The organism is Cellulosimicrobium sp. NPDC057862 (assembly GCF_042797035.1).
Classification (GTDB): Bacteria; Actinomycetota; Actinomycetes; order Actinomycetales; family Cellulomonadaceae; genus Cellulosimicrobium.
This window is the reverse complement of sequence record NZ_JBHVMH010000007.1, coordinates 76,641-96,570: the sequence shown is the minus strand read 5'-3', so window position 1 is coordinate 96,570 and position 19,930 is coordinate 76,641. Positions and strand designations below refer to the sequence as shown.

Genomic DNA, 19,930 nt, shown 5'->3' with positions numbered 1-19,930 from the left:
GGTCACCGTGGTCCCTAGCGTCGACGGAGCGACCGGGCGGGACCGACCTGACCGGTCGCACGGACGCACCGACGACGAGGGAGGACGACATGGACGCCGTCGACGCACGGCACCTCACCAAGCGCTACCGGCGCAGGGGCGGCACGACGACGGCGGTGGACGACGTCAGCCTTGTCGCCGTCGAGGGCGGGGTCCTGGGGATCCTCGGCCCGAACGGGGCGGGCAAGACGACCACGGTCGAGATGGTCGCGGGCGTGCGCCGCCCCGACGAGGGGACCGTGCAGGTGCTCGGCCTCGACCCGTTCACCGACCGTGCCGCGGTGCGCCAGGTGCTGGGGGTGCAGCTCCAGTCGGGCTTCCTGCACGGCGCGCTGACGGTGCGCGAGCTCGCGCACCTCTACCGCACGTTCTACGGCACGGGCCGCGACCCCGACGAGCTGGTCGCGATGCTGGGGCTCGAGGAGCAGCGCGACGTGCGCTACGAGCGGCTCTCGGGAGGTCAGCAGCAGCGGGTCGCGATCGTCCTCGCGCTCGTCGGGGATCCGCGCGTCGTGATTCTCGACGAGCTCACCACCGGGCTCGACCCGCAGGCGCGCCGCCAGGTGTGGGGCGTCGTCGAGGACCTGCGCGACGGCGGAGCGACCGTGCTCCTCGTCTCGCACCTCATGGAGGAGGTCGAGCGGCTGTGCGACCGCGTGACGCTCCTCGAGAGCGGCCGCGTCGTCGCGCACGACACCCCGGCCGGGCTCGTCGCGGGCGCCGGGCTCGACCAGCGCGTGCGCTTCCGCGTCACGGAGCCGCTCCCCGGGGCGCTCCTGGACCGCGTCCCCGGCGTGGAGGAGGTGACGGTCCGCGGCGAGCAGGTCGTGGTGACCGGTCGCGGCGACCTGCTCCAGGAGGTGAGCACCGCGCTCGTGCGGGCCGGCGTCGTGGCGACGGAGACCCGGCTGGAGCGCGCGACGCTCGACGACGCGTTCCTCGCCCTGACCGGACGCCCGCTCACCGACGACCCGTCGCGCGGTCTCCGCGCGACGACCGCCCCGACCGAGGAGGCCGCATGACCACGACCGTCCCCGCCGTCACGACGCCGTCCGGGCGGCGCGCCTCGACCCGGCCCGCTCCGCGCGCGTGGGTCGCGCTGATCGGCGCCGAGGCGCGCATGGTCGCGCGCGACACCGCCGGGCTCGTCATGCCGTTCGGCATGCCCGTGCTGATCCTCGTCATGTACGGCGTCAGCGACGCCACGACGATGGTCCTCCCGGGCTCGGGGGGCAGGACGGCGTTCGACGTCTTCGTGATCCCGGTCGTGCTCGCGATCGTCGTCGGGATCATCGGCGTCATCAACATGCCGAGCTTCCTGGCCTACTACCGGCGGTCCGGCGTCCTCAAGCGCCTGTCCGTCACGCCCGCGTCGCCCGCGATGGTGCTCGTCGCGCAGGTCGTGGTGAGCCTCGCCCAGACCGCCGGGGGCGTCGCGCTCGCCCTCGTCGTCGCGACGGCCGCGTTCGACGCGCGGCTCCCCGCGTCCCCCGGGGTCGCGCTCGGCGTGCTCGCCCTGGCGTCGGCCGCGATGTACGCGGTGGGGATGCTCGTGGCCGCCGTCGCGCCGACCCCGAACGCCGCGCTCGCGCTCGGCCTCGTCGCGTTCTTCGCGTTCGGGGCGACCGGCGGCATGTTCGGCGACGTGTCCAACCTCCCCGAACCGGTCGCGCGGCTCGGGGAGCTCCTGCCCTTCGGCGCCGCGGTGCAGGCGCTCGGCGACGCGTGGGCGGGTCAGCCCGTCGAGGTCTCCCACCTCGTGGCGCTCGGCGGCGCGGTCGTCGTCGGCACCGTCGGCGCGGCGCGCTGGTTCCGCTGGACCTGAGCCCGCCCCGCCGCCGGCCGTCGCCGCTCGCCCCGAGGGCGAGCGGCGTCAGCCGTCGCGGCGACGCTCGTGGAAGGCCTCGTCGGCGACCTGCACCGTGCGCATGAAGTTCTCGACCATCTCGCGCGGCGACACGAGCGCGTCCGCGGTCTCGACGGGCTCGGCCTCCCCGTCCAGCTCGCGGACCTCGTCGTGGATGCGCTCCATCGTCGTGTCGAGGGTCGCCGCGACGTCGGCCGCGAGCTTGAGCGCGTCCGTGAGGTGCTGGGGCACGTCGCGCTGGTACTTGTAGTAGATCTTGTGCTCGAGGCTCGCCCAGAAGTCCATCGCGATGGTGCGGAGCTGGATCTCCACGACGACGTCCTCGACCCGGTCCGAGAGGAAGACCGGCACCTTCACGATGAGGTGCAGGCTCTTGTAGCCGTTGCCCTTGGGGTGCGCGATGTAGTCGCGCTCCTCGAGCACGGTGAGGTCGCGCTGGCCGACGAGCATGTCCCGCACCCGGTAGATGTCGGAGACGAAGCTGCACGTCACACGCACGCCCGCGACGTCGAACATGTTCTCGCGCACGCCCTCCGGGGTGAGCGGGATCCCCTTGCGCTGGGCCTTGGCGAAGATCGAGTCGATCGACTTCAGGCGCGAGCCGAGGTGCTCGATCGGGTTGTAGTCGTGGATGTGCCGGAACTCGTCGCGCAGGACGGTGATCTTGGTCATCACCTCGTCGATGCCGAACTTGTACGTCATCATCAGCCGGCGGAACTCGCGCACCCGCGGACGGATCTCCCCGGAGGGCGGGACGTCGTCGGTCGTCAGGTGCGTCACGGTGTTCCTCTCGGTCCTGCCTCGTCACGGCGGCCTTCCCGGGTCGGTCGGGCCGCCTCCTCCAGTGTGCACGGTCGGGGGCGCCGGGAAGTTCCCACGACGGCCCGCGGACAGGGCCGTTGGTCCCTCGTCCGGTCCCGTCCCGCGGGCGGCGGCGCCCCGTGCGCGCCACGATGGGCCCATGGCCACCTCATCGAGCCGGAGCGCGGGCGAGACGGTGAGCGTCGGTGGCCACCGCCTGCGGCTCACGAACCTCGACAAGGTCCTCTACCCCGCCACCGGGACGACCAAGGCGGACGTCCTCGCCTACCTGGCGGCCGTCGCCGACGTCATGCTCCCCCACTGCGCCCACCGGCCCGCGACGCGCAAGCGCTGGCCCGACGGCGTCGAGGGTCAGGTGTTCTTCCAGAAGAACGCGGGGCAGGGCGTGCCGTCGTGGGTCCGCACGCGCCGCATCCAGCACAAGAGCAGCGCGAACGACTACGTGCTCGTGGACGACCTGGCGACGCTCACGTGGCTCGGCCAGACCGCGTCGCTCGAGCTGCACGTGCCGCAGTGGCAGTTCGGCCGCACCGGCGTCCACCTCGACCCCGACCGGCTCGTCCTCGACCTGGACCCGGGGCCCGGGGCCGGGCTGCCCGAGTGCGCCGAGGTCGCACGCCTGGCCCGGACGATCCTCCAGGGCATGGGGCTCGACCCCCTGCCCGTGACGAGCGGGTCCAAGGGGATCCACCTGTACGCCGCGCTCGACGGCAAGCAGGACGCCGCGGCCGTGTCCGACGTCGCGCACGAGCTCGCGCGCTACCTCGAGGCCGAGCACCCCGACCTCGTCGTGAGCGACATGAAGAAGTCGCTGCGCGGCGGCAAGGTGCTCGTCGACTGGAGCCAGAACAACGGCAACAAGACGACGATCGCGCCGTACTCGCTGCGCGGGCGCGAGCACCCGACCGTCGCCGCGCCCCGCACGTGGGAGGAGCTCGACGACCCGGACCTGCGCCACCTCGACGCCGACGAGGTCGTCGAGCGCGTGCGGACGATCGGCGACCCGCTGGCCGCGCTCACGCTGGGCCACCTCTCCGCGCTCGAGCCCACGCCCGAGCGCATGGCGACGTTCGAGCGCAAGGGCGCTGCGACGTCGGGCAGCGACGGCGCGGACGATCCCGGGGCGGGCGACGACGAGCGGCCCGACCGCCTGCACCGGTACCGCTCCATGCGCGACGCGCAGCGCACGCCCGAGCCCGTCCCCGACGAGGCGCCGCCCACGAGCGAGGGCGACAGCTTCGTCATCCAGGAGCACCACGCCCGACGCCTGCACTGGGACTTCCGCCTCGAGCACGACGGCGTCCTCGTGAGCTGGGCGCTGCCCCGCGGCGAGCCGACCGACCCGAAGAAGAACCACCTCGCCGTCCAGACGGAGGACCACCCGCTCGCGTACGGGGCGTTCGAGGGCACGATCCCGAAGGGTGAGTACGGCGCGGGCGAGGTGACCATCTGGGACGCCGGCACCTACGAGCTGGAGAAGTGGCGCGACGGCAAGGAGGTCATCGTGACCCTCCACGGCGAGCAGCACGGCACGCGCCGCCTCGCGCTCATCCACACGGGCGGCCGCGACGGCCGCGACGGCCGCGACGGCCGCGAGACAGCCAACTGGCTCATCCACCTCATGGCCCCGCGTGGTGAGACGAAGAAGCCGGGTGGGGCGCTCGCGCCGGGTCGTGGCGGGTCTGGCGGGAGCGCCGAGGAACGAGGCGCGGACGGTGGACCCGGCGCGAGCGCCCCACCCGCCACCCAGCCCGACCACGATCACGCCGAGCCGGCCCCAGCGCGGACGGACTGGCGACCCATGCTCGCGTCGCCCGCGTCGGCGGGCGACCTGCACGACGGCGACGCATGGGCGTTCGAGATGAAATGGGACGGGTTCCGGGCGCTCGCGCACGTGTCCGAGGGGCGGGTGCGGCTCGTGAGCCGCTCGGGCAAGGACATGTCGGTGACGTACCCAGAGCTCCAGGCGCTCGCCGAGCAGGTCCCGGCCGAGGCGCTGCCGGTCGTGCTGGACGGCGAGATCGTCGCGCTCGACGCACGGGGGCGGCCGAGCTTCCGGCGCCTCCAGCAGCGGGCGAACATCGCCAAGCCGGGGGACGTCGCGGCGGCCCGGCGCAAGGTCACCGTCGACCTCATGGTGTTCGACGTCCTGGAGACCGCGGGCCGGTCGCTCGCCAAGCGCCCGTACGACGAGCGGCGCGAGGTGCTCGAGGACGTGCTGGGCGACGCGCGCGCCCCGGTCCACGTGCCGCCCGCGTTCGACGGCGACCTCGACGCGGCGATGGAGACGTCGAAGCGGCTCGGGCTGGAGGGCGTCGTCGCCAAGCGGCGCGACGGCACCTACTCGTCGGGCCGCCGCTCGGCGCTGTGGCTCAAGCTGAAGCACGCGCAGACGCAGGAGGTCGTCGTCGTGGGGTGGCGGCCGGGGCACGGCGACCGGACGCACCTGATGGGCTCGCTCCTGCTCGCGGTGCCCGACGGCGACCGGTTGGTCTACGTGGGGCGCGTCGGGTCGGGTTTCACGGACGCGGAACGACGCGACCTCGTCGCCGAGCTCGGCCGGATCGAGCGCACCACGGCGCCCGCGGCGGGCGTCCCCCGCGAGGACGCGCGCGACGCGCGCTGGGTGTCGCCGCGCCGGGTCGCCGAGGTGGTCTACGCCGAGTGGACGGGGCCGGGCGAGGGCGAGGCGGACGACATCCCGTTCGGCAAGCTGCGGCACCCCGTGTGGAAGGGGTGGCGCCGCGACAAGCTGCCGGCCGACGTCGTTCGCGAGGAGCCCGCGACGCTCGACCGGTGACGGACCGTCGACGGACCGTTGACGCGCGCCTCGACCCGCGGGACCGTTGCTGCGTCGAGGTTCCTCGGCTCCCCTCCGACGCAGGACGGCGACCATGACCGACACGTCCTCCGCACCTCCCGCCCCCGAGCGCCCGGCCCGGCTCCCGCCGCGCTGGTTCGTCCGCACGGCCTGGGTCGTGCACCGCGCCTACTACCGGGTCACCGGCCACCGTCGCGGGCTGTGGCGCCCGCAGCCCGAGAAGTGGGGCACGCTCCTGCTCCGCACGGTCGGGCGGCGCACCGGCCGCGAGCACGACGTGATCGTCGGGTACTTCGAGGACGGCCCGAACCTCGTCACGCTCGCGATGAACGGCTGGGCCGCGCCCGAGCCGGCGTGGTGGCTCAACCTCCAGGCGCACCCCGACACGACCGTCGAGCTGCACGGCGAGACGCGGGCCGTCCATGGTCGCGCGGCCGAAGGCGCGGAGCGCGCCCGGCTCTGGGAGCGGTGGCGCACGTTCGACCACGCGCTGGACGGGTTCGCCGCGCGCCGCCCGACCGAGACGGCGGTCGTCGTGCTGGAGCCGCGGGCCGCCGAGGCGTCGGCTGACGACGGCGCGTAGCTCGGGGGCGCACGACCGACGCACCCCTCGTCCTCGATGGCTTCTCGGCCCTTCCGAGAGTGTCGACACGCACCGCCGATGGCACGGACCCGCCGCTGAACGGTCCACGAACCCGGGCGCGTCGCGCCGGCGTGCAGGTGGGGCATCCTTGCCTATGGTCGAGCCATGGCAGGCCCGATGCACTTCGACACGCTCGCAGACTCGTACGGGTCCGCGCGTCCGCCGTATCCGGCCGAGCTCTGGGATCGGGTGCGTCGGACAGGATTGGCCGCACCGGGCCGACGAGCGGTCGACCTCGGCGCGGGCACCGGTGAAGCGACCGGGCCGCTGCTCGCGCAGGGAGTCGACGTGGTCGCCGTCGAACCGGGCACGCGGCTGGCCGCCGTGCTCGCGGCCCGGCACCCGACGGCTGAGGTGCTCGTCGGCCGCGCCGAGGAGGCCGAGCTCGGCCGAGCCGCGTTCGACCTGGCGGTCGCGGCGACCTCGATCCACTGGATGGACCTCGACGTACTCCTGCCCCGGCTCCACCGGGCTCTGGTGCCAGAGGGGCGGTTCCTCGTCTGGCGGCACGTCTTCGGCGATCCCACGGCGGAGCCCACCGCGTTCCGTGACCGGGTCGCGCAGATCGTCGCGCGGCGGAGCCGACCGCCTCGCGCCGGGGACCCGGAGGACCTCGGCGCGACCACAGCGCTGCTGACCGCCTCTGGGCTGTTCAGCGTCGAGGACGTCGGCGAGTACCGCTGGAGCGTCACGCTGGACGCAGAGCAGGTGCACCGACTCTTCAGCACGTTCAGCGACTGGACGCGGGGCGAGGTCGACGAGGTCGCGGCCGCCGTGGCGGACCTCGGGGGGCGCGTGGTCGAGCACTACACGTCCTGGTTGATCGTCTGCGCACCGGTCCCCGGGGCCGGTCCCGCGTAGCGCACCCAGCGCTCCGCGCCCCGAGAGATCGACGTCGCTGGCACGAACCGACCGTGCGCTGCGGCTGGTCGTGGGACGCCGTCGAGAGGATGATCAGGGTCGTTGGTATACCATTTTCGGATGGCTCCCCTCTCCTCTCCCGGTGGCGCGGCGCCCCTGAGGCGCCGCACGCGCCGCACCCGGCACGTCGTCGCGGCATGGGCGACGGCTGCTGTGGTCGCGTTGCTCGCCGCCTGCTCACCCGGCGCCGCGGGCGACGCTGCCCCGTCCGCTCCGGCTCCGGACGTCGCGCCGCCTTCAGCCACGGATCCCGAACCGGCCCCGACCACCGTGCCCGCGGCCCCCGAGGAGCCGGTGGAGGCGCCCCCGCGCTACCTGCTCGCGACCGAGGCGGAGTCCGACGGGCTCGCGGTCGTCGACCCGACGATCCGTGACGGGAGCGCCGTCGTCGATCGGGTCGAGGTCGGCGCCGCTCCGTGGGGGATCGCCGTGCACGCCCCGACGAGGCGCGCGTACGTCTCGACGGCGCAGGGGGTCGCCGTGGTCGACCTCGCGACGCGCGAGCGCGTCGACCTGATCCCCTACCGAGACGCACCCGACCGGGCCGGGTTCGGCGAGTACCGCCGCGGCGGCATGGGCATCGCCGTCTCGCCCGACGGCGCTCGGGTCTACGTGGCCGTCCACCGCGGCGACTCGTCGACGCTCGAGACGATCGACGTCGCGTCGCGCGAGGTGCTCGCGAGCACGCCCGTGGGCCTGCGGCCGTTCGACGTGCTCGTCGCGGCCGACGGCAGCGAGGTCTACACCGTCGACCACGACGAGTTCTCCGTGCACGTCGTCGACACCACGACGTTCGAGGCGCGGCGCATCGAGGTCGCCCCCTTCGGCACCGAGGGCGGGCTCGCCTCGTTCGAGAAGCCCCACTACGCCGTGCTCGACGACGACGGCGCGCTCCTCCTCCCCTACCAGGGCCGCGTCCTGGTCCGTCTGGACCCGGCCACCGGCACGACGTCGAGCGTGCCGTCCGCGGCCGACAGCCACCAGCACGGCGTCGCCCGTGCGCCCGACGGCCGCGTGGTCGTCGTGGGCAACGGCCCGTTCGGGAACGCCGCGGGCGGCCCCAACGTGACGGTGCTCGACCCCGCGACCGGGGCCGAGCAGGTCGCGCCGCTCACGCGCCGGCACGAGACCGTCACCACGTGGACCGACCCCGTGACCGGGGCCCTCAGCGCCGTGCTCGCCGGCGGCTACACCCAGGCCGAGGCGTGGGACGGCGCGACCGTCGTCGACCTCGGCACCCTCGCCACGTACGAGATCCAGATCCCCGGACGGCCCCAGGTCGTCGTCCCGCTCCCGGAAGGACCCACCGCATGACCAGCCCGAGCACCCCCGAGACCGTCACCGTCCTGCGCGACGTCCGCCCGTGGGGCGGCGAACGGGTCGACCTGCACGTCGCCGACGGGCGCATCGCCGCGGTGACGCCGCACGACCCCGCCGACGCGGCGCCGTCGGGCACGCCGTCCGGCTCGCCGACAGGTGACACGAACGGCGTCGTCGACGGACGCGGCCTGCTCGCGCTGCCCGGCCTCGTCAACGCCCACGCGCACGTCGACAAGAGCTGGTGGGGCAAGCCGTGGGTCAGCTACGGCGGCGAGGCGACGACGCAGGGCCGCATCGCGCACGAGCGCGCGCACCGCGACGAGCTCGGCATCCCCGGCGTCGACGTCACCCTCGCCGTGCTGCGCGAGTTCGTCCGCCACGGCACGACGGCGATCCGCACCCACGTGGACGTCGACCTCGGCCTGGGCCTGCGCGGCATCGAGGTCGTGCGCGAGGCGCTCGCCGCGCTGGGCGGCGCCGTGCACGCCGAGATCGTCGCGTTCCCGCAGGACGGCGTGCTGCGCCGTCCCGGGGTGCTGGAGCTGCTCGACGCGGCCGCCGCCGCGGGGGCCGAGCACATCGGTGGGCTCGACCCCGCGTCGATCGACCGCGACCCGGTCGGCCAGCTCGACGGGCTCTTCGCGATCGCCGAGCGCCGCGGCGTCGGGATCGACGTGCACCTGCACGACGGCGGCGACCTCGGCGCGTTCCAGGTCGAGCTCATGATCGACCGTACGCTGCGCGCGGGGCTCCAGGGCAAGGTCAACGTCGCGCACGGCTTCGCGGTCGGCGACGTCCCGGCGTCGCGCCAGGCGGACCTCGTGGCCGCGATGGGCGAGGCGGGCATCACCATGACGACCGTCGCGCCGATCGGCGCCGCTCCCCTGCCGGTGCACGCGCTGCGCGCGGCGGGCGTCGCCGTCGGGCTCGGCACGGACGGGATCCGCGACCTGTGGTCGCCGTACGGGACCGGGGACCTCCTGGCCCTCACGACGCAGCTCGCCCGCCTGTCCCGCTTCCGGTACGACGAGGAGCTCGTGACCGCGGCACGCATCGCGTCGTCGGACGCCGCGCGCTTCGTCGGCCGCGACGTGCACGACCTCGTCGTCGGGGCACCCGCGGACGTCGTGCTCGTCGACGCCGAGAACGTGCCCGACGCCGTCGTGCGCGCCCCGCGCCGCGCGCTCGTCGTCGCCGGCGGCCGGGTCGTCGCGCGCGACGGCGACGTGCTCGTCTGAGGCACCCGCGACGCTCCGTCGCCCGGCCGCGACTCGCGCGCGGCCGGGCGATGAGTTCATGAGGCACCGGTCGTCTACCCCGACGACACCACGTACCGGGCGAACCGCCCACGACGCCGGAGGCACTCATGAGCACGCAGATCTTCGTCAACCTGCCCGTCAAGGACCTCGACGCCTCCAAGGCGTTCTACACGGCGCTCGGCTACACCGTGAACGAGCAGTTCACGGACGAGAACGCGTCCTCGATCGTCATCAGCGACACGATCTACGTCATGCTCCTCACCGAGGAGTTCGCGAAGCAGTTCACGAACAAGGCGATCGCCGACGCCACCGCGACGACGGAGGTCGTCAACGCGCTCAGTGTCGGCACGCGCGAGGAGGTCGACCGCCTCGCCGACGCGGCGTTCGCTGCCGGCGCGTCCCCGGTCAAGGACCCGCAGGAGGAGGGCGGCTTCATGTACTCCCGCAGCTTCGCCGACCTCGACGGCCACCAGTGGGAGGTCCTCTTCATGGACCCCACGGCGTTCGAGGGCTGACGGACCCCACGAGGTAGAGCCTCCGGTCTCGAGGGAGAACCCCGCGCGTCCTCCCTCGAGACCGGGGGCTCTACCTCGTGGCGGTCGGCCGCGGGAATCGAGCGGGCGCGCGTGCCGTTGCCGCCATCATGCGAGCCATCACCTACTCCCGCTACGGCGGCCCCGACGTCCTCGAGACGACCGACCTCCCGACCCCCAAGGTCGGGCCCGACTCCGTGCTCGTGCGCGTGCGCGCCGCGAGCGTCAACCCGGTGGACTGGAAGGTCCGCGAGGGCTACCTCGACCAGATCATGGACGCGGTCTTCCCCGTCGTCCCCGGCTGGGACGTCGCGGGCGTCGTCGAGCGGGTCGGCCTGGACACCCCCGAGCTCCAGGTCGGCGACGAGGTGTACGGGTACGTGCGCAAGGACGTCGTCGGCGGCGAGGTGTCGGGCGGGACGTTCTCGGAGCTCGTCGCGGCGCCGGTCCGCACGCTCGCGCGCAAGCCCGCCGCCTGGTCGTTCGAGGAGGCGGCCGCGGTCCCGCTCGCGGGTCTGACGGCGTACCAGACGATCCGGCGTGCCGGGGTCGCCGAGGGACAGACGGTCCTCGTGCACGCCGCGGCCGGCGGCGTCGGGTCGTTCGCCGTCCAGATCGCGCGGGCGCTCGGAGCGCGCGTGATCGGCACGGCGTCGGAGCGCAACCACGACTTCCTCCGCTCGCTCGGCGCCGACCCGGTGACGTACGGCGACGGGCTCGCGGACCGGGTCCGGGCGCTCGCGCCGGAGGGCGTCGACGTCGTCCTCGACTACGTGGGCGGCGACGCGCTCGACTCGGTGCCCCAGGTGCTGCGCGACGGCGGCACGGTCGCCTCGATCACGGACGCCCGCGCACGCGACGAGCTCGGCGGGCACTACGTGTGGGTGCGCCCCGATGCGGCGGACCTCGCAGAGCTCGCGCGTCTCGGCGACGAGGGCCTGCTGCGCGCGGAGGTCGCGGAGGTGTTCGACCTCGCCGACGCCGCCGACGCGCACCGCGCGAGCCAGTCGGGCCACGTGCGAGGGAAGGTCGTCGTCCGGGTCTGAGCCCCGCGAGATCGACCCGAGCGTCCCCAGATCGACCCACCGAGGGTCGATCTCGGACGCTCGGGTCGATCTCGTCCGAGCCGTCAGTCGCTCGGCAGCTCGCGCAACGGTGACGTCAGGTCGCCGCCCGCGTCCCCCGTGTTGACGGTCCCCCGGCGCTCGACGAGCACCGCTGACGTCTCGACGGCGGCACGTGGCCGGTGCTCGACGCCGCGCGGCACGACGAACAGGTCGTGCGGCCCCAGCACGACCGCCCGCTCGACGCCGTCCTCGCGCAGGTCGATCGTCAGCTCGCCCGCGAGCACGAGGAACAGCTCGTCGGTGTCGGGGTGCGCGTGCCACACGAACTCACCGAGCACCTTGACGACCTTGACGTCCTCGTCGTTGAGGCTCGTGACCCGGTGCGGCTTCCAGTGCCCGTCGAACGCGTCGAGGGCCGCGAAGAGGTTGCGCGCGTCGCTCATGCACCCACCCTGCCACTCCCCTGCACGGCGCGAGATCGACCCACACGTCCGAGATCGACCTTCAGAGGGTCGACGTCGGAGCGCTCGGGTCGATCTCGCGGGCGAGCGGTGCCACGCTGGCACCATGAGCAGCACCGACGCCGCACGTCCGGGGGCCGCGTTCGGCCCCGAGGTCTACGCCGCCCGCCGCGAGCGCGCGGCCGCGCACGCCCGCGAGGCCGGCCTGGCCGGACTCCTCGTCTCGCCCGGACCCGACCTCGCGTACTTCACCGGCTACGCGCCGCCGGACACCGAGCGCCTCACGCTGCTCGCGATCCCTGCGGGCGAGCCCGGCGCACGGGCCGGTGCGTCCGTCGTCGTGCCGCTGCTCGAGCGGGGCGACCTGGTCTCGGCCCCCGGGGCGGACGGGCTCGACGTCGTGACCTGGCGCGACGGCGACGACGAGCACGATGCCGCGGCGCGACTCCTCGACGGGACCGGCACCTACGCCGTCTCGGACTCGACCTGGGCGCTGCACGTGCTCGGGCTCCAGCGGGCGCTCCCGGACGTGCGGTTCACGGCGTTCACCGACGCCGTCCCGACGTTGCGCGCCGTCAAGGACACGCAGGAGGTCGAGCGCCTCGCCGCGGCGGGCGCCGCCGCCGACGCGGCCTTCGCCCAGGTCCGCGAGGTCGCGTTCGCGGGCCGGCGGGAGCGGGACGTCGCCGCCGACCTCGACCGGTTCCTGCGCGAGCACGGGCACGAGCAGGTCGACTTCACGCTCGTGTGCGCCGGGCCGAACGGCGCCGACCCGCACCACGACGCGGGCGACCGCGTCATCGAGCCGGGCGACCTGGTCGTGCTCGACTTCGGCGGGCTGCGCGACGGGTACGGCTCCGACACGACGCGCACGGTCCTGGTCGAGGGCGGCACCGACGACGCGCTCGCCGCGCAGCAGCGCGAGGTCTACGACGTCGTGCGTCGCGCCCAGCAGGCCGGGGTCGACGCCGTCCGCCCGGGCGCGACGTGCCAGGACGTCGACCGCGCCGCGCGCGCCGTCATCACCGACGCGGGCTACGGCGAGTACTTCGTGCACCGCACCGGGCACGGCATCGGCACGACGACCCACGAGCCGCCGTACATGGTCGAGGGCGAGGACCGGCCGATCGAGCCCGGCATGTGCTTCTCCGTCGAGCCGGGCATCTACCTGCCGGGCCGGTTCGGCGTGCGGATCGAGGACATCGTCGTCGCGTTCCCGCCCGACGCGCCCGACGGCGCACGTCGCCTCAACACCTCGACCCACGACCTCCAGACGGTGCGGTAGGCCGCGCGGGTGGTTCAGCGGTCCCCTGAGACGGCGTCCGCGGTCGCACGCACCTTCTCGTTGCGGATGCCGACCCAGCTCAGCACGCCGCCCAGGACCAGCAGCGCCGCGGTGACGACGAGCGAGCGGTGGAAGCCGTCGAGGTCGAGCACACCGCCGACGATCACGCCCGCGAACGCGATGACGACGAGCCCCGCCACGCGCGAGACGGCGTTGTTCACCGCCGAGCCGATGCCGGCGTCGGCCGCGGGGATCGAGCCCAGGATCGCGGACGTCAGCGGCGCGACGGTCATCGCGAGGCCGAGGCCGAAGAGCAGGAGGCCCGGGAGGACCTGGGTGACGTAGACGGCGTCGTCGGTCGTGGTGAGGAGCAGCAGGTAGCCCACGCCCCCGATGATCGGCCCGACCGTCATGAACAGGCGCGGGCCGTACCGGCCCGCGAGCGCCCCGAACCGCGTGGACAGCGCGAGGAGCACGAGCGTCACGGGGAGCTGCGCGAGCCCGGCGGCGGTCGCGCTGTACCCGCCGACCTGCTGGAGGAACAGCGTGACGACGAACCCGCCGAAGTAGAGCGCGCCGTAGATGGCGGCGGTCGCGAGGTTGCCCCACGCGAAGTTGCGCACGCGGAAGAGGCGCGGCGGGAGCATCGGGTCGGGCGCGCGCCGCTCCCACCACACGAACACGACCAGGCACGAGACGCCGACGACGCACGGTCCCCACACGACCGGGCTCGCCCAGCCGAACCGCCCCTGCTCGATGAGCGCGAACACGGTGCCCGCGAGCCCGACGGCCGCGAGCGTCGCCCCGGCGACGTCGATGCGCCGTCGCCCGTCTGGGCCACCCGCGGCCCCCGGTTCCTCCGCGGCCGACCGGGGCACCCCGCGCAGCAGCCACAGCGTCACCGCGACGGGCAGCACGTTGATCCAGAAGACCCAGCGCCACGAGATCGTGTCGATGAGGATCCCGCCGAGCAGCGGCCCCACGAGCGACGCGGTGCTCGTCCACGCGGTCCAGGAGCCGATGGCGCGGGACTGTCGTTCGCCGTCGAACGTCGAGATGATCATGGCGAGCGAGCTCGGCACGAGCAGCGCGCCCGCGACGCCCTGGAGCCCGCGCGCGACGACGAGGAACAGCCCGTCCGGGGCGAGCGCGCACGCGACCGACGTCACCGCGAAGCCGACGAGGCCGATCGCCATGATGCGACGCCGACCGTGCACGTCGGACAGCGAGCCCGCCAGGAGGATGAGGGCGCCGAGCGTGATCATGTAGGCGTCGACGACCCACTGCTGCAGCGCGAGGCCCGTGACCGGCCCGGTCGTCAGCTCCGCGGAGATCGCGGGCAGCGCGACGTTGACCACCGAGCCGTCCAGGAACGACACGAACGACGCGAGGACCGCGACCACCAGCACCCGTTGCTGCACCGTCACCGACCCACCGTACGACTCCACTCTCATGCCGTCCCGACCGAGCGGGGCGGCGAGGTGTGACGCGAGGTGGTCCGCAGAGCGACGACTGGACACCATACCTAGAGGTAGGTATGGTCGCGGCATGACGACGACCGACGCTCGCGAGCGGCTCGTCGCGGCCGCGCAGGACCTGTTCTGGGCCCAGGGCGTCGGCGCGACCAGCCCGCGCCAGGTCCTCGCCGCGAGCGGCGTCGGCCAGGGCAGCCTCTACCACCACTTCCCCACCAAGCACGACCTCGCCACGGCCGCCGTGCACGCCACGACGACGGCGGGCCTCGACGCCGCACACCGCGACCTCGACGCAGGCGGGTCCGCCGTCGAGCGCCTGGTCCGCTACCTCGAGCGTCCGCGCCCCGCGCTCGCCGGGTGCAAGGTCGGCCGCCTCGTGAGCGACCAGGCCGTCATGGACGACGCCGAGCTCGCCGCGGAGGTCCGCGCCTACTTCCGCGGCCTCGTCGACCTGGCCGCCGCCGTCCTCACGGAGGACGGGCTGCCCGACGACGCGGCCCGCGACCGCGCGCACGCCGCCGTCGCGATCGTGCAGGGCGGGTACGTCCTCGCGCGCGCCCTCGACGACCCCGGCGCGATGACCGCCGCCGCGCGGGGTTTCGTCGCGCTCCTCGACCCTCGCCCCGCCGACCTGCTGGAGGACGCATGACCGACGCCCCCGACCGCCCGTCGCTGCGCGAGCGACTGCGCGCGCTCCCCGTGCTCGCGACCGACCTGCCCGGCCTCGACGTCGACGAGGCACCGGACGAGCCGGTCGCGCTCTTCGTCGGCTGGCTCGAGGAAGCGATCGACGCCGGCCTGCCCGCGCCGCACGCCGCGACCCTCTCGACCGCCGACGCGAGCGGCCGGGTCGACGCCCGGACGCTGATCCTCAAGGACGTCGACGGCGACGGCTGGGTCTTCGCGACGCGTGCCGACTCGCCCAAGGGCGTGGCGCTCGCGCAGAACCCGAACGCCGCGCTGACGTTCTTCTGGCGCGAGCACGGCCGCCAGGTCCGGGTGCGCGGGCCGGTCGTCCCGCTCGGCCCCGAGGCGTCCGCCGCCGACTTCCTCGCCCGCTCCGACTTCTCCCGGGCTACCGCGCTCGCAGGGCCGCAGAGCGCCCGGCTCGCGTCACGGGACGCCTACCGGACCGCGTGGGAGGGGGCGCTCGCGCGGGTCCGCGCCGAGCCCGGCCTCGTGCTCGACGCCTGGGCGTCGTACGCGCTCGAGCCGACGAGCGTCGAGTTCTGGGCGTCCTCGCCCGACGGCCAGACCCGCCTGCGCTACACCGCGGCGCCCGACGCGGGCGACGCGACGCCTCACCCCTGGACGAAGGAGCTCCTGTGGCCGTGACCGACCCCACCGCACCCGCCGCGCCGGACGTCGAGCAGGTGCGTCGCGACGCGCGCGCCGCGCTCGACGCCGTCGCCGCCGCGACGCGTGCCCTCGACGACGCCGCACTCGCCGGGCCGTCGGCCCTCCCGGGCTGGTCGCGCAGCCACGTGCTCGCGCACGTCACCGCGATCGGCGAGGCGATGGCCCGCCAGGCGGAGCGCGCCGCCCACGGCGAGCTCGTCGAGGTGTACGACGGCGGAGCGGCCGGCCGGGAGGCCGGCATCCAGGCGGGCGCCCGCCGCTCGGTCGCGGAGCACGTCGGCGCGCTCGAATCTCTGGGCGAGCGCCTCGACGCCGCATGGCCGGGCCCGGGGTCGTCCGCGTGGGACGCGCCCGTGACCTACCGCGACGGGACCGTCGTCGACGCGCTCGTCGCGTGGTGGCGCGAGGTCCGGATCCATGCCGTCGACCTCGACGCCGGGCTCGGCCTCGACACCTGGCCGCGCGCGCTCGGCCTCCATCTCCTCGACTTCCTCGGGGTCCGCCTCGCCGACGACGTCGCGGTCGAGCTCGTCGGCGAGCCCACCGCGCTCAGGGTGGGCCCGGGCGGCCTCCGCCTCGCTGCCGAGCCCGGGGTCTCTCCCCGCACCGAGACGCCCGTGGGGAGCGACCCCGGGTTCGACGCGCGAGACGGCGTCGTCGTCCGGGGTCGCCTCACCGACGTCGCCGCCTGGCTCGCGGGGCGCCGCCCCGACGCGGAGCCCGACGCCTTCCGCGACGGCGTACGCACGCCCCTCCCCGGGATCGGTCCCTGGCCCTCGCCCTACTCCCCGCCGAGGTAGGACGCTCCTGCCGCGAGGGGGCGAGACGTCCGGCCTGCGCCGCTCGGGACGTTCGTCCCGGGAAAGTGTGACGCACGCCCGTGACGCACCGCACAGTTAGTGCACTCTTTCACAAGCGTAGAATCGGAGCGTGTCGAGTCGAGCGAGCAACCCCGCAAGCAGCGCAGACCAGATCGACGTAGCCCTCATCGGCGGTGGCATCATGAGTGCCACGCTGGGAGCTCTCCTCAAGGTCCTGGAGCCCTCCTGGACCGTGCGCATCTACGAGCGTCTGGACGCCGTGGCGCAGGAGTCGTCGAACCCGTGGAACAACGCCGGGACGGGTCATGCCGCCCTGTGCGAGCTCAACTACACGCCCCAGAAGGCGGACGGCTCGATCGACATCGCCAAGGCGGTGAAGATCAACGAGCAGTTCGAGGTGTCGCGCGAGTTCTGGCACCACCTGCTCACGACGGGCGCCCTCCCGCAGCCCGCGAGCTTCATCTCCCGCACGCCGCACATGACGTTCGTGCGCGGCGCGGAGAACGTCGACTACCTGCGCCGCCGGTTCGAGACGCTGCGCCAGCACCCGCTGTTCAGCGAGCTCGAGTTCAGCGACGACCCCGCCGTGATCGCCGAGTGGGCACCGCTCCTCGTCGCGGAGCGCGACGGTGACGAGCCGGTCGCGGCGACGCGCGCGACGAGCGGCACGGACGTCGACTTCGGCGCGCTCACGCAGCAGCTCGTCGACTACCTCGTCTCCCAGGGCACGCAGCTCTTCCTCGAGCACGAGGTGAAGAACCTCAAGAAGACGAAGGACGGCCGCTGGCGCCTGACGGTCAAGGACCGCTCGTGGAACGCCCCGAAGCGCCGCTCGACCGTCGAGGCCCGGTTCGTGTTCGTCGGCGCCGGCGGTGGCGCCCTGCCGCTGCTCCAGGCCGCGGGCATCCCCGAGGCCAAGGGCTACGGCGGCTTCCCCATCAGCGGCGAGTTCCTGCGCACCGACAGCCCCGAGCTCGTCGCGCAGCACCAGGCCAAGGTGTACGGCAAGGCCGACGTCGGCTCGCCGCCCATGTCCGTCCCGCACCTGGACACGCGTGTCGTCGAGGGCAAGACGTACCTGATGTTCGGCCCGTACGCCGGGTTCAGCCCCAAGTACCTCAAGAAGGGGAAGTACCTCGGGCTGTTCACGTCGCTGCGCCTGCACAACCTCGGCTCGATGGTCGGCGCGGGCCTGAAGAACCTCGACCTCACCCAGTACCTGGTCGGCCAGCTCCTCGCGAGCCCGGAGACCAAGTTCACGGCGCTCCAGGGCTTCATGCCGACGGCGCACCCCAAGGACTGGGAGACCATCACCGCGGGCCAGCGCGTCCAGGTGATCAAGAAGGACAAGGACGGCAAGGGCGTCCTCGAGTTCGGCACCGAGGTCATCGCCGCCGCCGACGGCTCCATCGCGGGCCTGCTCGGCGCCTCCCCGGGCGCGTCGACCGCCGTCCCCGCGATGATCGACCTGCTCGAGCAGTGCTTCCCCGCCCGCTTCACCAAGTGGCGCCCCGAGCTCGCGACGATGATCCCGAGCCTCGGCCAGGCCCCCTGGGAGGCCGAGGAGCTCGAGGGCCTCGACCAGCTCACGGGCGGCGCGGACGTCGACGCCGTCGGCTCGCGCGCCTGACCACGATCTGACGCCCCTCCCCCACGACGGCCCGGACCTCCACGAGGTCCGGGCCGTCGTCCGTCTCCGCGCGGGGACGGTCAGCGTGGGAGCGGGACGCGCCGGGACGCCCTCGACGACGACGGCTTCGACGGCTCCGTCGCGGTCGGAACCGGAGAAGCACCGCGGACGCCGTCCCGCACGGCAGGGTTCGGGACGACGCGCCGCAGCACGAGCTCGGCCGCGACCTCGTGCGGGTCGACGTGCTCGCCCTGCACGTCCGAGCGAGCGGACGCGGCCCGCAGGTCGGCGTCGAGGCGCTGCGCGTCGCGGTCCCAGCGCTCGCCGTGGACCGACCGGTCGCCCCATGCGCCGGCGCCGGGCCACGCGCCGTCCGACCCCGCGGGGAACCACGGTCGCACAGGGTCCTCTCGCCGCACCACGAGCGCCGCGACGGTCGGGCCGACGACGAGGAGAAGAACCATCACACCCCAGAAGATGTCCATGCCTCTACCCTGTCGCCGCACGTGCGCGGCGACGAGTGGCAGGAGCGACACCTCTCGACAAGATCCCGCCACGGGCGTAGCGTGCCGTGCATGGTGCGTTCCGTCGCGGCCGTCGTGTGCGACGGCCTGGCCCCGTTCGAGTTCGGCGTCGTGTGCGAGGTGTTCGGCCTCGACCGCAGCGAGGACGGCGTCCCGTCGTTCGACTTCCGCGTGTGCGGACCGGTCGCCGGGCGCCCCGTGCGCACGTCGGTCGGCGCGCAGGTGGTCCCGGAGCACGGTCTCGACGCCACGGACGACGTCGACCTCCTCATCGTCCCGGCGATCCGCATCGGCTCGCACTACCCGCCCGAGGTGCTGGACGCCGTCCGGCGCGCGTCCGAGCGCGGCGCGCTGCTGCTGAGCGTGTGCTCAGGGGTCTTCCTCCTCGCCGCGGCCGGCGTGATCGAAGGGCGGCGCGTCACGACCCACTGGATGCACGCCGACGAGCTGCGCCGCCAGTACCCGAGCCTGGACATCGACCCGGACGTGCTGTTCGTCGACGACGGCAACCTTGTCACGAGCGCCGGGACCGCCGCGGGGATCGACGCGTGCCTGCACCTCGTGCGACGCGAGCTCGGGGCCAAGGTCGCGAACACGATCGCGCGGCGCATGGTCGTGCCGCCCCAGCGTGACGGCGGGCAGCGCCAGTTCATCGAGCGCCCGGTCCCGGAGTGCGAGGAGGACTCGTTCGCCGAGCTGCTGGAGTGGATGACCGAGCACCTCGACGAGCCGCTCACGGTGCGGGACCTGGCACGCCGGGCCCACACGTCGGAGCGCACGTTCGCGCGCTCGTTCGTCGCCCAGACGGGCACGACGCCGCTCGCGTGGCTGACGTCGCAACGCGTGGGGCACGCGCAGTCCCTGCTCGAGGAGTCGACGCTGGACCTCGAGGAGGTCGCGCGGCGGTGCGGGTTCGGCTCCGCGGCGCTCCTGCGCCACCACTTCCGGCGTGCGGTCGGCATCACCCCGACGGAGTACCGCCAGACGTTCCGCTTCGCCGCCTGACGACGACGCGGCCCCCGAGGCTCCTGCGCGAGTTCTTCACGCGCCGGGCTCGCGTCCGCAACCTACGGTCCCGTAGGG

The 19,930-nt window shown here is 74.1% G+C and carries 19 protein-coding genes; 15 read left to right on the top strand and 4 right to left on the bottom strand.

Annotated elements, in window-relative coordinates:
* Window positions 1-89 precede the first annotated feature (89 nt).
* Entirely contained in the window at window positions 90-1,061 is a 972-nt protein-coding gene (locus ACFVN3_RS11120) for an ABC transporter ATP-binding protein (protein WP_378232887.1), read from the top strand.
* The gene (locus tag ACFVN3_RS11115; protein ID WP_378232886.1) at window positions 1,058-1,864 is read left to right on the top strand and encodes an ABC transporter permease; all 807 of its coding nucleotides are present in this window, start codon (window positions 1,058-1,060) and stop codon (window positions 1,862-1,864) included. The genes ACFVN3_RS11120 and ACFVN3_RS11115 overlap by 4 nt, the downstream gene beginning before the upstream one ends.
* 48 nt (window positions 1,865-1,912) lie before the next feature.
* On the opposite strand, the gene ACFVN3_RS11110 is transcribed toward ACFVN3_RS11115, so the two are convergent.
* Window positions 1,913-2,611: a GTP pyrophosphokinase family protein gene (locus ACFVN3_RS11110; RefSeq protein WP_378232986.1), complete on the bottom strand. Its 699-nt coding sequence runs from the start codon at window positions 2,609-2,611 to the stop codon at window positions 1,913-1,915.
* A 256-nt stretch (window positions 2,612-2,867) separates the two neighbouring features.
* Here ACFVN3_RS11110 and ACFVN3_RS11105 point away from each other — a divergent pair, with 256 nt between their 5' ends.
* From ACFVN3_RS11105 to ACFVN3_RS11075, 7 genes are all read left to right on the top strand, one after another.
* Window positions 2,868-5,528: an ATP-dependent DNA ligase gene (locus ACFVN3_RS11105; RefSeq protein ID WP_378232885.1), complete on the top strand. Its 2,661-nt coding sequence runs from the start codon at window positions 2,868-2,870 to the stop codon at window positions 5,526-5,528.
* Between the two features lie 94 nt (window positions 5,529-5,622).
* Window positions 5,623-6,132 (top strand): nitroreductase/quinone reductase family protein, encoded by a 510-nt coding sequence (locus ACFVN3_RS11100; protein ID WP_378232884.1) that lies wholly within the window; start codon window positions 5,623-5,625, stop codon window positions 6,130-6,132.
* A gap of 165 nt (window positions 6,133-6,297) precedes the next feature.
* Window positions 6,298-7,053 (top strand): class I SAM-dependent methyltransferase, encoded by a 756-nt coding sequence (locus ACFVN3_RS11095; RefSeq protein WP_378232882.1) that lies wholly within the window; start codon window positions 6,298-6,300, stop codon window positions 7,051-7,053.
* A 120-nt stretch (window positions 7,054-7,173) separates the two neighbouring features.
* Window positions 7,174-8,427: a hypothetical protein gene (locus tag ACFVN3_RS11090; RefSeq protein WP_378232881.1), complete on the top strand. Its 1,254-nt coding sequence runs from the start codon at window positions 7,174-7,176 to the stop codon at window positions 8,425-8,427.
* Window positions 8,424-9,671, top strand: coding sequence for an amidohydrolase (locus tag ACFVN3_RS11085; RefSeq protein ID WP_378232880.1), 1,248 nt, complete (start codon window positions 8,424-8,426; stop codon window positions 9,669-9,671). The genes ACFVN3_RS11090 and ACFVN3_RS11085 overlap by 4 nt, the downstream gene beginning before the upstream one ends.
* A gap of 128 nt (window positions 9,672-9,799) precedes the next feature.
* Window positions 9,800-10,207 (top strand): VOC family protein, encoded by a 408-nt coding sequence (locus ACFVN3_RS11080; protein WP_378232879.1) that lies wholly within the window; start codon window positions 9,800-9,802, stop codon window positions 10,205-10,207.
* Window positions 10,208-10,335: 128 nt separating this feature from the next.
* Window positions 10,336-11,271: an NADP-dependent oxidoreductase gene (locus ACFVN3_RS11075; RefSeq protein WP_378232877.1), complete on the top strand. Its 936-nt coding sequence runs from the start codon at window positions 10,336-10,338 to the stop codon at window positions 11,269-11,271.
* 83 nt (window positions 11,272-11,354) lie between these two features.
* On the opposite strand, the gene ACFVN3_RS11070 is transcribed toward ACFVN3_RS11075, so the two are convergent.
* Complete coding sequence (locus tag ACFVN3_RS11070) at window positions 11,355-11,735, bottom strand: cupin domain-containing protein (protein ID WP_378232876.1); 381 nt, start codon at window positions 11,733-11,735, stop codon at window positions 11,355-11,357.
* A 124-nt stretch (window positions 11,736-11,859) separates the two neighbouring features.
* Here ACFVN3_RS11070 and ACFVN3_RS11065 point away from each other — a divergent pair, with 124 nt between their 5' ends.
* Entirely contained in the window at window positions 11,860-13,038 is a 1,179-nt protein-coding gene (locus ACFVN3_RS11065; protein ID WP_378232875.1) for a M24 family metallopeptidase, read from the top strand.
* 14 nt (window positions 13,039-13,052) lie between these two features.
* Here the strand turns inward: ACFVN3_RS11065 and ACFVN3_RS11060 are convergent, their stop codons facing one another.
* On the bottom strand, window positions 13,053-14,492 hold the full coding sequence (locus tag ACFVN3_RS11060) for an MFS transporter (RefSeq protein ID WP_378232874.1): 1,440 nt from the start codon (window positions 14,490-14,492) through the stop codon (window positions 13,053-13,055).
* A 94-nt stretch (window positions 14,493-14,586) separates the two neighbouring features.
* Here ACFVN3_RS11060 and ACFVN3_RS11055 point away from each other — a divergent pair, with 94 nt between their 5' ends.
* The 4 genes from ACFVN3_RS11055 (at window position 14,587) to mqo (ending at window position 18,323) form a co-directional block, all read left to right on the top strand.
* Entirely contained in the window at window positions 14,587-15,162 is a 576-nt protein-coding gene (locus ACFVN3_RS11055) for a TetR/AcrR family transcriptional regulator (protein ID WP_378232873.1), read from the top strand.
* On the top strand, window positions 15,159-15,848 hold the full coding sequence (locus ACFVN3_RS11050; RefSeq protein WP_378232872.1) for a pyridoxal 5'-phosphate synthase: 690 nt from the start codon (window positions 15,159-15,161) through the stop codon (window positions 15,846-15,848). Before ACFVN3_RS11055 ends, ACFVN3_RS11050 begins: the two co-directional genes overlap by 4 nt.
* Entirely contained in the window at window positions 15,845-16,672 is an 828-nt protein-coding gene (locus ACFVN3_RS11045; protein ID WP_378232871.1) for a maleylpyruvate isomerase family mycothiol-dependent enzyme, read from the top strand. The genes ACFVN3_RS11050 and ACFVN3_RS11045 overlap by 4 nt, the downstream gene beginning before the upstream one ends.
* 130 nt (window positions 16,673-16,802) lie before the next feature.
* Complete coding sequence (gene mqo / locus ACFVN3_RS11040) at window positions 16,803-18,323, top strand: malate dehydrogenase (quinone) (RefSeq protein ID WP_378232870.1); 1,521 nt, start codon at window positions 16,803-16,805, stop codon at window positions 18,321-18,323.
* Between the two features lie 80 nt (window positions 18,324-18,403).
* On the opposite strand, the gene ACFVN3_RS11035 is transcribed toward mqo, so the two are convergent.
* Window positions 18,404-18,808: a hypothetical protein gene (locus tag ACFVN3_RS11035; RefSeq protein WP_378232869.1), complete on the bottom strand. Its 405-nt coding sequence runs from the start codon at window positions 18,806-18,808 to the stop codon at window positions 18,404-18,406.
* A gap of 90 nt (window positions 18,809-18,898) precedes the next feature.
* Between ACFVN3_RS11035 and ACFVN3_RS11030 the strand changes: the two genes are divergently transcribed.
* Window positions 18,899-19,852, top strand: a complete 954-nt coding sequence (locus ACFVN3_RS11030) for a helix-turn-helix domain-containing protein (RefSeq protein ID WP_378232868.1) — start codon at window positions 18,899-18,901, stop codon at window positions 19,850-19,852.
* Window positions 19,853-19,930 lie beyond the last annotated feature (78 nt).